The following is a 12,381-nucleotide window of genomic DNA, read 5'->3' as shown; positions in this document are numbered from 1 at the left end:
CCGGGCAATTTAACTACACCCCGAACGCTTCCCGGTACGCACGTACCGCCGCCAGATGGTCCGCCATCTCAGGCTTCTCTTCCAGATACGCAATCAGGTCTTTCAGAGTGATAATCGACGTCACTTTGCAGCTGTAATCGCGCTCGACTTCCTGAATAGCGGAAATTTCCCCGCGACCACGTTCCTGACGATCCAGAGAAATCAGCACGCCAGCCAGCGTCGCACCGTTGGCCTGAATGATCTCCATCGATTCGCGGATCGCCGTACCCGCGGTGATCACGTCGTCCACCAGCATCACGCGGCCCTGCAGCGCGCTGCCAACCAGATTCCCGCCTTCACCGTGGGTTTTAGCCTCTTTGCGGTTAAAGCAGTACGGCACGTCACGGTCATGATGTTCCGCCAGCGCTACCGCGGTGGTGGTCGCAATCGGAATGCCTTTATAGGCCGGGCCAAACAGCAGGTCAAAATCAATCCCGGAATCCACCAGCGCTTCGGCATAGAAACGGCCTAACAATGCCAGATCGCGCCCGGTATTAAACAGCCCGGCGTTGAAGAAATAGGGACTCTTACGCCCGGATTTCAGCGTAAACTCGCCAAACTTGAGTACCTGCTTGTTGAGCGCAAACTCAATAAACTGGCGCTGATACGATTTCATGGATTTGCTCCTTTGGTTTTTCTGTCTTACAGGCAAAAAAAAGGCGACTCATTGGTCGCCTTTAAAATCAATTTTCTAACGCCGCTTTCTGCGTCGTTACAATAGATTCGATTCCCCCTCGGGCCAACGCCAGCAGAGAGAGAAGTTCTTCGTGAGTGAACGGCTCGCCTTCTGCCGTACCCTGTACTTCAATGATGCGACCGTCTTCGGTCATCACCACGTTCATGTCGGTTTCGGCTGCGGAATCTTCAACGTATTCCAGATCGCAAAGCGCTTCGCCGTTAACGATACCGACTGAAACCGCCGCAACCATGCCTTTCATTGGGTTGGTTTTCAGCTTGCCGGCCGCAACCAGCTTGTTCAGAGCGTCCGCCAGCGCCACGCAGGCACCGGTAATGGATGCGGTACGCGTACCGCCGTCTGCCTGAATTACGTCGCAATCGAGAGTGATGGTGAATTCGCCGAGGATTTTCAGGTCAACGGCGGCGCGAAGCGCGCGCGCGATTAGACGCTGAATCTCCATGGTACGACCGCCCTGCTTCCCCTTTGCCGCTTCACGGGCATTACGGGTATGGGTCGCACGCGGCAGCATGCCGTATTCTGCGGTGATCCAGCCCTGACCCTGACCTTTCAGGAAGCGCGGAACACCTTCTTCGATGGAGGCAGTGCACAGCACTTTAGTGTCACCAAACTCAACCAGCACGGAGCCTTCAGCGTGTTTTGTATAGTTACGGGTCAGGATGACGGGACGCACCTGGTTGGCGCTACGACCTGATGGACGCATGATGGATTCTCCGGCTTGAAACGAATGTGGCTGCGCATTATACGGATAAAGGACGCTTATTCCTATCCTGAGAAGCCCCCGAAAGCTATAATCCCCCCATCTCTCCTTTAAAAACGGGAATGTCTATGATCCGCAGTATGACCGCCTACGCCCGGCGTGAAATCAAGGGTAGCTGGGGTAGCGCCACATGGGAAATGCGCTCGGTAAACCAGCGTTACCTGGAAACGTATTTCCGTATGCCGGAGCAGTTCCGCAGCCTTGAGCCTGTTGTACGCGAGCGTATTCGTACGCGTCTGACGCGCGGTAAAGTGGAATGTAACCTGCGCTTTGAGCCTGATGCCAGCGCACAGGGCGAGCTGATCCTCAACGAAAAACTGGCGAAACAGCTCGTGAATGCGGCGAACTGGGTCAAAATGCAGAGCGATGAAGGTGAAATCAATCCGGTTGATATTCTGCGCTGGCCTGGCGTCATGGCCGCCGGTGAGCAGGATCTGGATGCCATTGCCGCTGAAATCCTGGCAGCCCTCGACGGCACGCTCGACGACTTTATCGTTGCTCGTGAAACCGAAGGTCAGGCGCTGAAAGCGATGATTGAGCAGCGTCTTGAAGGTGTGAGCACCGAAGTGGCGAAAGTCCGCGCCCATATGCCGGAAGTGCTGCAGTGGCAGCGCGAACGCCTTGTCGCCAAACTGGAAGAAGCGGAAGTTCAGCTGGAAAACACCCGTCTGGAACAAGAGCTGGTGCTGATGGCGCAGCGTATCGATGTCGCTGAAGAGCTAGACCGTCTGGAAGCGCACGTTAAAGAGACCTACAACATTCTGAAGAAGAAGGAAGCGGTGGGCCGCCGTCTGGACTTTATGATGCAGGAGTTCAACCGCGAGTCGAACACCCTGGCGTCTAAGTCGATCAATGCAGACGTGACGAATTCAGCGATTGAGTTGAAAGTGCTGATTGAGCAGATGCGCGAGCAGATTCAGAACATCGAGTAATGCCTTTCGGGTGGTGTCGACTGCACCACCCATTATTTTTTCTAATCCATATCAACATCCGTTTTTACGTTTTACCGCCTATCACCAAGCATGCTCAAAATAAATTAATAAAATTTTATAGGGCAACCTGACTCGCCTTAGAAAATCTCAATCGTGATCTTGCGCACAAATCGCTAACCTCCCCGCGTTCACACCGGAGGGTCTATGCTGCTTCACATCCTTTATCTCATTGGCATCACCGCAGAAGCCATGACCGGCACGCTTGCCGCCGGACGTCGCCGTATGGACACCTTCGGCGTAATCATTATTGCTACCGCGACCGCGCTTGGCGGTGGTTCCGTGCGCGATATCCTGCTTGGCCATTACCCGCTCGGCTGGGTTAAACACCCTGAATACGTGATTATTGTGGCGACTGCTGCCGTGTTAACCACCATCGTGGCGCCCGTTATGCCCCATCTTCGCCGCCTGTTCCTGGTGCTTGATGCGCTGGGGCTGATCGTCTTTTCGATCATCGGTGCGCAAATCGCGCTCGATATGGGGGAAGGACCGGTTATCGCCACCATTGCCGCCGTGGTCACGGGCGTATTCGGCGGTGTGCTGCGCGATATGTTCTGCAAGCGCATTCCTCTGGTCTTTCAAAAAGAACTGTATGCCGGCATCTCCTTTGCGGCAGCGGTGCTTTATATCGCCCTGCAGCATTACGTTTCTAACCATGATGTGGTGGTCATCTCGACGCTACTGTTTGGCTTTACGGCCCGCATGCTGGCGCTGCGTCTGAAGCTCGGGCTGCCCGTTTTTCATTACAAACACAGCGCACACTAGTTTCAGAACCCGTTGATGTGCTGTTCAGCGAGCCATTTCGCCAGCACATCAATCTGAGGCACGTGCATCCAGTTAACGATTTGTCGCGCTTTTTCTTCTCCCGTTCCCGGCAGGGCCTGCCAGTCCTTTGCGTTGCGCCCGCTCATCTTCTGCCACGATATGTCTCCCATCGCCTTCAGCGAAGCCTGCGTCATTGGCACACCCAACGCCATGAGCCAGCGGATAAACGGCTTCTCGCGCACCAGATTAAATCGGTGCCAGAGCGCCAGCCCGCGTGCTGAGGAAAACCCCGGTGTAGACTGCAGCTGCGCCTGAGTTAATAACAGCCATGAAAAGAGATGTTCAAAATGATGCGCCTGCCAGAGGGTACGCCAGCCTGACTCGCCTAATCCTTCAATATCAAGCACCTGCTTTGAACTGAGCCAGGTCAGCCGGGCAAAGAACTGCTCCATACACTCCGGGGAAGCGTAGAAACAGCTAAGCGAATGATAACGCGAGGCCGGAGGCTCTGGTTTATGTCTGTCCGTCCCGCGCCAGAGCACTTTATCAAACCGGGGGATACCCTGCCCGGCCAGGCTGATCTGTATCTGATCCCCCGGGGCAATATCCAGTATCTGCCAGCGCCCAACCGAGCCCAGGCTCACCCGCTGCACCTGTTTATCATCCAGTTGCACGGGTTCCAGCGCGGCTACAACGGAAATTTTGCCCGTTCGCCCCACGGAAAAATGAATATTACTCACCTCAGCAACCTGGGCTGTAGGCGCATATTTCCACGCAACGACCCAGTTGCCTTCTCCCGGTAACCAATCTTCGCCAGCAGGTTCATCCTCCGAACGCACCACAATGCCATCCGTGGCAAAGGGTAATGCGGTCACGTGCCAGGCCGCGCGCTGTTTCTCGACGCCATCAACAGATTCGGCGGGAAGCGTATACCGTGCCGACAGCGTAAAACCAGCCTGAGACAGTTCAGCTAAAGAGGTCTGCATATCTTTCGGTCCGTCCGGCCAGGCCCAGATGAATACGCCGATCTTGCTCAATAGCGAGTTATCCTTTTGCCGCATCATCGCCCCCGCCACCTTTGCACGAGCGTTCATTCCGCCCATCTGCTGCTGAATGTGGTTGTCGCGCAACCAGAAGAGTTCGCCCTGTAAGACGCTGTTCGCCAGCTTGCCGGTGAGCTTTTGCGGAACAGACGGGACTAAACGCACCTTCCCGGTCCAGTCTTCCCCTTTCAGGCCATCACCACGACTGATGGCCTGGGTTAACTTCCCGTCACGATAGACCAGCGTCACCGCCACACCGTCAACTTTCGGCTGCAGCCACAGATGTTGCCGCGCACGCATCCACTGTCTCAGTTCCTCTTTGCTGGCCACCTTATGCACGCCCGTGTGGGCAACAGGATGTTTTACGCTCCCCGTCAGCGCGGGGAGTTTCTCTTCTGAAGGCTCACTGCCAAAACAGCGCTGCCACTGCGTTAAACGCCCGTGAAGCTGGTCGTAAACCTCGTCGTTGATCTCGCTCACGCCCTGCTTCCAGTAAGCCTCATCCCAGCGTTTGATTTGCGCGCTTAACGACGCCATCTCTTTCTCTGCTTTTGCCTGCGACCACACCGGACACATCGCCGCGCCATAACCGCACCACAATAGCATTAACCCGCTTATCCATCGCCACATCGCTACCCCTCCTTTGCGTTGCAGGAGGTATACCCGGATGCCTGAAACAACGCTAACGGCAACGTTTCGCATTGCGAGACGCTATCCAGTATTTCTTTTGGTTGCTGAAAACCACAGATAAAACCTGAAAACGGCACGCAAAATTCAATAATCGAGGGGAAAAAGTGTGACAAAGGCTACGTCACACGGCGGTGACGTGTATAATAAGCCCGTATGTAGGACTTCTTCGTTAACACATACAAAAGACTCTCATGGCTCAAGGCACGCTTTATATTGTTTCTGCCCCTAGTGGCGCGGGTAAATCCAGCCTTATTCAGGCACTGTTAAAAACCCAACCGTTGTACGACACACAGGTTTCTGTTTCTCACACCACGCGCCAGCCGCGTCCGGGTGAAGTGCACGGTGAACACTATTTCTTTGTGGATCACGACGAATTCAGAGCGATGATCGGCAGAGACGCGTTTCTTGAACACGCTGAAGTATTTGGTAATTACTACGGTACTTCACGTGAAACCATTGAGCAGGTTCTGGCCACGGGCGTGAATGTGTTCCTGGATATCGACTGGCAGGGCGCACAGCAAATTCGCAAGAAAATGCCTGACTCGCGCAGTATCTTTATTTTACCGCCATCGAAAGATGAGCTGGATCGCCGTCTGCGTGGCCGCGGTCAGGACAGCGAAGAAGTGATCGCAAAGCGTATGGAACAGGCTGTTGCAGAAATGAGCCATTACGCGGAATATGATTACCTTATTGTGAATGATGATTTTGATGCCGCACTGAGCGATCTCAAAACCATTCTTCGTGCAGAACGTCTGCGTATGAGCCGCCAGAAGCAGCGACATGACGCATTAATCACCAAACTGTTGGCAGACTGAACCCACTTTCAGTATCATGCCCAGTCATTTCTTCACCTGTGGAGCATTTTAAGTATGGCACGCGTAACTGTTCAGGACGCTGTAGAGAAAATTGGTAACCGTTTTGACCTGGTGCTGGTCGCCGCGCGTCGCGCTCGTCAGATGCAGGTAGGCGGTAAAGATCCGCTGGTACCGGAAGAAAACGATAAAACCACCGTTATTGCACTTCGCGAAATCGAAGAAGGTCTGATCAACAACCAGATCCTCGACGTGCGTGAGCGCCAGGAGCAGCAAGAGCAGGAAGCCGCAGAACTGCAGGCCGTAACCGCTATTGCTGAAGGTCGTCGTTAATTAAACCTGCGGGTCGCCCTTGTATCTGTTTGAAAGCCTGAATCAACTGATTCAAACCTACCTGCCTGAAGACCAGATTAAGCGTCTTCAGCAGGCGTATCTCGTTGCACGTGACGCTCACGAGGGCCAGACACGTTCAAGCGGTGAACCCTATATCACGCACCCGGTAGCGGTGGCCTGTATTCTGGCCGAGATGAAACTCGACTACGAAACGCTCATGGCCGCTCTGCTGCACGACGTGATCGAAGATACCCCTGCCACTTACCAGGACATGGAACAGCTGTTTGGCAAAAGCGTTGCCGAACTGGTGGAAGGGGTCTCTAAGCTTGATAAGCTGAATTTCCGCGACAAGAAAGAGGCGCAGGCCGAAAACTTCCGCAAGATGATTATGGCGATGGTGCAGGATATCCGCGTCATTCTCATCAAACTCGCTGACCGTACCCACAACATGCGCACGCTGGGCTCACTTCGCCCGGATAAACGTCGCCGCATTGCCCGTGAAACCCTCGAAATCTACAGTCCGCTGGCGCACCGTTTAGGTATTCATCACATTAAAACCGAGCTGGAAGAGCTGGGTTTTGAAGCGTTGTACCCGAACCGCTATCGCGTGATTAAAGAGGTGGTGAAAGCCGCACGCGGTAACCGTAAAGAGATGATTCAAAAGATCCTCTCTGAAATCGAAGGGCGCTTACAGGAAGCGGGGATCCCGTGCCGCGTCAGCGGTCGCGAGAAACACCTGTACTCCATCTACTGCAAAATGGTGCTCAAAGAGCAGCGTTTTCACTCGATCATGGATATCTACGCCTTCCGCGTCATTGTCCATGACTCGGACACCTGTTATCGCGTGCTGGGGCAGATGCACAGCCTCTACAAACCGCGTCCGGGTCGCATGAAAGATTACATCGCCATTCCAAAAGCGAACGGCTATCAATCTTTGCACACCTCGATGATTGGTCCGCACGGTGTGCCTGTTGAGGTGCAGATCCGCACCGAAGACATGGACCAGATGGCAGAGATGGGGGTTGCCGCACACTGGGCGTATAAAGAGCACGGTGGCGAAAGCAGCACGACCGCACAAATCCGCGCCCAGCGCTGGATGCAGAGCCTGCTGGAGCTTCAGCAGAGTGCGGGCAGCTCGTTTGAATTTATCGAGAGCGTTAAATCCGATCTCTTCCCGGATGAGATTTACGTTTTCACCCCAGAAGGTCGCATTGTCGAACTGCCTGCGGGCGCAACGCCAGTCGACTTCGCTTACGCCGTGCATACCGATATCGGGCATGCCTGCGTCGGCGCGCGCGTCGACAGACAACCTTATCCACTGTCTCAGCCGCTCTCCAGCGGCCAGACGGTAGAAATTATTACCGCGCCGGGTGCACGTCCTAACGCGGCCTGGCTGAACTTTGTCGTGAGCTCCAAAGCACGCGCCAAAATTCGTCAGTTGCTGAAAAACCTCAAGCGTGATGATTCCGTCAGCCTGGGGCGTCGTCTGCTCAACCACGCGTTGGGCGGCAGCCGTAAGCTGGCTGAAATTCCGCAGGAGAACGTCCAGCGTGAGCTGGAGCGCATGAAGCTTACGTCGCTTGACGACTTGCTGGCAGAGATTGGCCTCGGCAACGCCATGAGCGTGGTGGTGGCGAAGAATCTGCAGCAAGGCGACACGACAGCGGTGCCGGCAACCACGCAAAGCCACGGACACCTGCCGATTAAAGGCGCGGACGGCGTGCTGATCACCTTCGCAAAATGCTGTCGTCCAATTCCTGGCGATCCGATTATTGCGCACGTCAGCCCGGGCAAAGGGCTGGTTATCCACCACGAATCCTGTCGTAACATTCGCGGCTATCAGAAAGAAGCCGAGAAGTTTATGGCGGTCGAGTGGGATAAAGAGACCGCGCAGGAATTTATCACCGAAATTAAGGTGGATATGTTCAACCACCAGGGTGCCCTGGCGAATCTGACGGCAGCGATCAACACGGCTTCGTCCAACATTCAGAGCCTGAATACGGAAGAGAAAGATGGCCGCGTGTATAGCGCCTTTATTCGTCTGACCGCTCGCGACCGCGTGCATCTGGCGAATATTATGCGCAAGATCCGCGTCATGCCGGACGTGATTAAAGTCACCCGAAACCGAAACTAGGTTTATGAATTCACAACGTTATGCACGTATCTGCGAAATGCTCGCCAGGCGTCAGCCTGACCTGACGGTCTGCATGGAGCAGGTGCATAAACCTCATAACGTCTCTGCTATCGTTCGTACCGCAGATGCCGTCGGTGTGCATGAAGTGCACGCCGTCTGGCCGGATGGCCGTATGCGCAATACGGTCTCGGCGGCGGCAGGCAGCAACAGCTGGGTGTCTGTTAAAAATCATCACACCATTGGCGAAGCCGTATCGCACCTGAAAGGGCGCGGGATGCAGATCCTGGCCACTAACCTGTCCGCTAAAGCCGTAGATTTCCGCGAGATCGACTACACCCGCCCGACCTGCATTTTGATGGGTCAGGAGAAAACCGGGATCACCCAGGAAGCGCTGGATCTGGCGGATCGGGACATCATCATTCCGATGATCGGCATGGTCCAGTCTCTTAACGTCTCCGTGGCGTCCGCGCTCATTCTGTATGAAGCGCAGCGCCAGCGTCAGAACGCCGGGATGTACGAGCGCAGCAACAGCATGCTGCCGGAAGAGGAACAGCAGCGCCTGCTGTTTGAAGGTGGCTATCCGGTGCTGGCTCGCGTTGCGAAGCAGAAAAAATTGCCTTACCCCCACGTCAACGCGCAGGGCGAAATTGAAGCCGATGCCGAGTGGTGGGCCACCATGCAGTACGCCGGGTAAGCGATGAAAGGCCGCCTGCTGGATGCCATCCCGCTTAACAGCCTGACGGGCGTGGGCGCGGCGCAAAGCAATAAGCTGGCAAAAATTGGCCTGCACACCGTTCAGGATCTCCTGCTTCACCTCCCCCTGCGTTACGAAGACCGCACCCAGCTCTATAAGATTGGCGATCTCCTTCCCGCCATTTACGCCACCGTTGAAGGCGAAGTCCTGAACTGCAACATCACCTTCGGCGGACGCCGGATGATGACCTGCCAGATCAGCGACGGCACCGGCATTCTCACCATGCGTTTTTTCAACTTCAGCGCGGCGATGAAAAACAGCCTGGCGACGGGCCGAAGGGTGCTGGCCTATGGCGAAGCCAAACGCGGGAAATACGGCGCAGAGATGATCCACCCGGAGTACCGCGTGCAGGGCGATCTCAGCACGCCGGAGCTGCAGGAGACGCTCACCCCGGTTTACCCGACGACCGAAGGAATCAAGCAGGCGACGCTGCGTAAGCTCACCGATCAGGCGCTGGAGCTGCTGGATACCTGCGCCATTACCGAGCTGCTGCCGCCCGAGCTGGCGCAGGGCATGATGAGCCTGCCCGAGGCGCTGCGCACCCTGCACCGCCCGCCGCCAACGCTGCAGCTCAGCGACTTAGAAAGCGGCAAACACCCCGCCCAACGGCGTCTTATCCTTGAGGAATTACTGGCCCATAACCTGAGCATGCTGGCGCTTCGCGCGGGCGCGCAGCGTTTTCACGCCCAGCCCTTAAGCCCGCGTGATGAGCTCAAAGATAAACTGCTGGCCTCGCTGCCGTTTAAACCCACCGGCGCACAGGCGCGCGTCACCGCCGAAATCGAACGCGATATGGCGCTCGACGTGCCGATGATGCGCCTGGTGCAGGGCGACGTGGGTTCCGGCAAAACGCTGGTTGCCGCGCTGGCAGCCCTGCGCGCGATTGCCCACGGCAAACAGGTCGCGCTGATGGCACCGACCGAACTGCTGGCGGAACAGCATGCCAACAATTTCCGCGCCTGGTTCGCGCCGCTGGGCATTGAAGTGGGCTGGCTTGCCGGGAAGCAAAAAGGCAAAGCGCGCCTTGCGCAACAGGAGGCTATTGCCAGCGGGCAGGTGCAGATGATTGTCGGCACGCACGCCATCTTCCAGGAACAGGTGCAGTTTAACGGCCTTGCGCTGGTGATTATCGACGAGCAGCATCGCTTCGGCGTGCACCAGCGTCTGGCATTATGGGAGAAAGGCCTGCAGCAGGGCTTCCACCCGCATCAGCTGATCATGACCGCTACGCCGATCCCGCGCACCCTGGCGATGACGGCCTACGCCGATCTGGATACCTCCACCATCGACGAACTGCCCCCGGGCCGTACGCCGGTCACAACGGTCGCCATTCCTGACACGCGCCGCAGCGATATCATTGACCGCGTGCGCAACGCCTGCACCCACGAAGGGCGCCAGGCCTACTGGGTCTGTACGCTGATTGAAGAGTCGGAACTGCTGGAAGCGCAGGCTGCCGAAGCCACGTGGGAAGAGCTTAAGCTGGCACTGCCGGAGCTGAACGTGGGCCTGGTTCATGGACGCATGAAGCCTGCCGAAAAACAGGCGGTGATGCAGTCGTTTAAGCAGGGCGAGCTGCATTTGCTGGTCGCCACGACGGTGATTGAAGTGGGCGTGGACGTCCCGAACTCCAGCCTGATGATCATCGAAAACCCGGAACGTCTGGGCCTTGCCCAGCTCCACCAGCTGCGCGGGCGCGTTGGCCGTGGCGCGGTGGCGTCCCACTGCGTACTGCTTTACAAAGCCCCGCTCTCGAAAACCGCCCAGATGCGTCTGCAGGTGCTGCGCGACAGCAACGACGGTTTTGTGATTGCGCAAAAAGACCTGGAGATCCGCGGCCCTGGCGAGCTGCTGGGCACGCGTCAGACGGGGAACGCGGAATTCAAAGTGGCGGATTTGCTGCGCGATCAGGCTATGATCCCCGAGGTTCAGCGCCTCGCCCGCCACATTCATGAACGCTACCCCGAACAGGCGGCAGCGTTAATTGAGCGCTGGATGCCGGAAACCGAACGCTATTCCAACGCCTGATTCAGGCAAACATCGGCAGCATCAGGTACAGCTTAATCACCAGCGCGTTGACAATATCAATAAAGAACGCCCCGACCATCGGGACCACCAGAAACGCCATGTGCGAAGGCCCGAAGCGTTCGGTGATCGCCTGCATGTTGGCGATAGCCGTTGGGGTAGCCCCCAGACCAAACCCGCAGTGACCCGCCGCCAGCACCGCCGCATCGTAGTTTTTGCCCATCATGCGCCAGGTCACGAACATGGCGTACAGCGCCATAAACAGCGCCTGTACCGCCAGAATCGCCACCATCGGCAGCGCCAGCGAGGCCAGCTCCCACAGCTTGAGACTCATCAGCGCCATCGCCAGGAACAGTGACAGGCAGACGTTGCCGAGCACCGACACCGCCCGTTCAAACACGCGATAGAAGCCCATCAGCGCCAGGCCGTTGCTCAGGATCACCCCAATAAACAGCACGCAGACAAACGTCGGCAGTTCAAACGCTGAGCCCGCCAGCCATTGCGCAACCACTTTGCCCACGGTCAGGCAGATGGCGATCATCGCGATGGTTTCAATCAGCACCAGCGAGGTAATGCTGCGCCCGACGTCCGGCTTTTCAAATGCGGTCGGCACCAGCTCATCGTCCGGCCTGCCGTCCGGTGTGGTGGAGTGCTTCACCAGATAGCGTGCCACCGGGCCGCCAATCAGGCCACCCAGCACCAGCCCAAAGGTCGCGCAGGCCATCGCCACCTCCGTCGCGTTTTCAAACCCGTAGCGCTCGATAAATAGCTTGCTCCATGCGGCCCCGGTACCGTGGCCGCCCGAAAGGGTAATTGACCCCGCCAGCAGCCCCATCAGCGGATCCAGTCCCAGCAGCGTCGCCATCCCGATGCCGATAGCGTTTTGCATCAGCAGCAGCCCCACCACCACAATCAGGAATACGCCGAGCACTTTACCGCCCGCCCGCAGGCTCGCCAGGTTGGCGTTCAGGCCGATGGTGGCAAAGAAGGCCAGCATCAGCGGGTCCTTCAGGGACATATCAAAATCGATTTCCCAGCCCATGCTTTTTTTCAGTATCAGCAGGGCCAGCGCCACCAGCAGACCACCGGCGACAGGTTCAGGAATGGTGTATTTCTTCAGAAGGGAAACGCTATGTACCAGCTTACGGCCAAGCAGTAAGACCAGCGTTGCGGCAACAAGTGTCGACAACGTATCGAGATGAATCATAGAAGGCTCCTGTTTTGCGCGTGTTCCATACACACGCGGCGTTATCCTGGGCCGGTTTGCGCTCTTCATGAGCTCCCGGCGCGAAAAAGTGTAATTTTTTTTCCCGATACGTTGTAGAAAACCTGCTCACAGCGGC

At 56.6% G+C, this 12,381-nt stretch carries 11 protein-coding genes; 7 read left to right on the top strand and 4 right to left on the bottom strand.

The features are described 5' to 3' along the window. Nucleotides 1-13 precede the first annotated feature (13 nt). Nucleotides 14-655, bottom strand: a complete 642-nt coding sequence (pyrE, locus tag DOU50_RS22365; protein WP_048992803.1) for an orotate phosphoribosyltransferase — start codon at nt 653-655, stop codon at nt 14-16. A 67-nt stretch (nt 656-722) separates the two neighbouring features. After that, nucleotides 723-1,439, bottom strand: coding sequence for a ribonuclease PH (rph, locus tag DOU50_RS22360; protein ID WP_024906632.1), 717 nt, complete (start codon nt 1,437-1,439; stop codon nt 723-725). 125 nt (nt 1,440-1,564) lie between these two features. Between rph and DOU50_RS22355 the strand changes: the two genes are divergently transcribed. Both DOU50_RS22355 and DOU50_RS22350 read left to right on the top strand, forming a co-directional pair. Continuing rightward, nucleotides 1,565-2,428: a YicC/YloC family endoribonuclease gene (locus DOU50_RS22355; RefSeq protein WP_032650708.1), complete on the top strand. Its 864-nt coding sequence runs from the start codon at nt 1,565-1,567 to the stop codon at nt 2,426-2,428. Nucleotides 2,429-2,632: 204 nt separating this feature from the next. Then, entirely contained in the window at nt 2,633-3,250 is a 618-nt protein-coding gene (locus DOU50_RS22350; RefSeq protein ID WP_148770324.1) for a trimeric intracellular cation channel family protein, read from the top strand. A 2-nt stretch (nt 3,251-3,252) separates the two neighbouring features. Here the strand turns inward: DOU50_RS22350 and ligB are convergent, their stop codons facing one another. Next, the gene (ligB, locus tag DOU50_RS22345; protein ID WP_148770322.1) at nt 3,253-4,923 is read right to left on the bottom strand and encodes an NAD-dependent DNA ligase LigB; all 1,671 of its coding nucleotides are present in this window, start codon (nt 4,921-4,923) and stop codon (nt 3,253-3,255) included. A 251-nt stretch (nt 4,924-5,174) separates the two neighbouring features. On the opposite strand from ligB, the gene gmk reads away from it, so the two are divergent. From gmk to recG, 5 genes are read left to right on the top strand one after another with little or no spacing between them, the layout of a single operon-like run. Next, nucleotides 5,175-5,798 carry a guanylate kinase gene (gene gmk / locus DOU50_RS22340; RefSeq protein WP_008502674.1) on the top strand — a complete coding sequence of 208 codons (624 nt, stop codon included), beginning with the start codon at nt 5,175-5,177 and terminating at the stop codon, nt 5,796-5,798. A 54-nt stretch (nt 5,799-5,852) separates the two neighbouring features. Then, entirely contained in the window at nt 5,853-6,128 is a 276-nt protein-coding gene (rpoZ, locus tag DOU50_RS22335; protein WP_000135058.1) for a DNA-directed RNA polymerase subunit omega, read from the top strand. 19 nt (nt 6,129-6,147) lie between these two features. Beyond that, nucleotides 6,148-8,262 (top strand): bifunctional GTP diphosphokinase/guanosine-3',5'-bis pyrophosphate 3'-pyrophosphohydrolase, encoded by a 2,115-nt coding sequence (spoT, locus tag DOU50_RS22330; RefSeq protein ID WP_024906643.1) that lies wholly within the window; start codon nt 6,148-6,150, stop codon nt 8,260-8,262. A 4-nt stretch (nt 8,263-8,266) separates the two neighbouring features. Further along, nucleotides 8,267-8,956, top strand: coding sequence for a tRNA (guanosine(18)-2'-O)-methyltransferase TrmH (gene trmH, locus DOU50_RS22325; protein WP_024906644.1), 690 nt, complete (start codon nt 8,267-8,269; stop codon nt 8,954-8,956). Between the two features lie 3 nt (nt 8,957-8,959). Next, nucleotides 8,960-11,041: an ATP-dependent DNA helicase RecG gene (recG, locus tag DOU50_RS22320; RefSeq protein WP_148770320.1), complete on the top strand. Its 2,082-nt coding sequence runs from the start codon at nt 8,960-8,962 to the stop codon at nt 11,039-11,041. Between the two features lies 1 nt (nt 11,042). Here the strand turns inward: recG and gltS are convergent, their stop codons facing one another. Then, entirely contained in the window at nt 11,043-12,245 is a 1,203-nt protein-coding gene (gene gltS / locus DOU50_RS22315; RefSeq protein WP_032650701.1) for a sodium/glutamate symporter, read from the bottom strand. Nucleotides 12,246-12,381: the final 136 nt, after the last annotated feature.

This window comes from Enterobacter sp. C6 (assembly GCF_008122455.1).
Taxonomy (GTDB): domain Bacteria; phylum Pseudomonadota; class Gammaproteobacteria; order Enterobacterales; family Enterobacteriaceae; genus Enterobacter; species Enterobacter pseudoroggenkampii.
The sequence above is the reverse complement of the archived record's forward strand: the minus strand, read 5'-3'. Positions and strand labels throughout refer to the sequence as shown.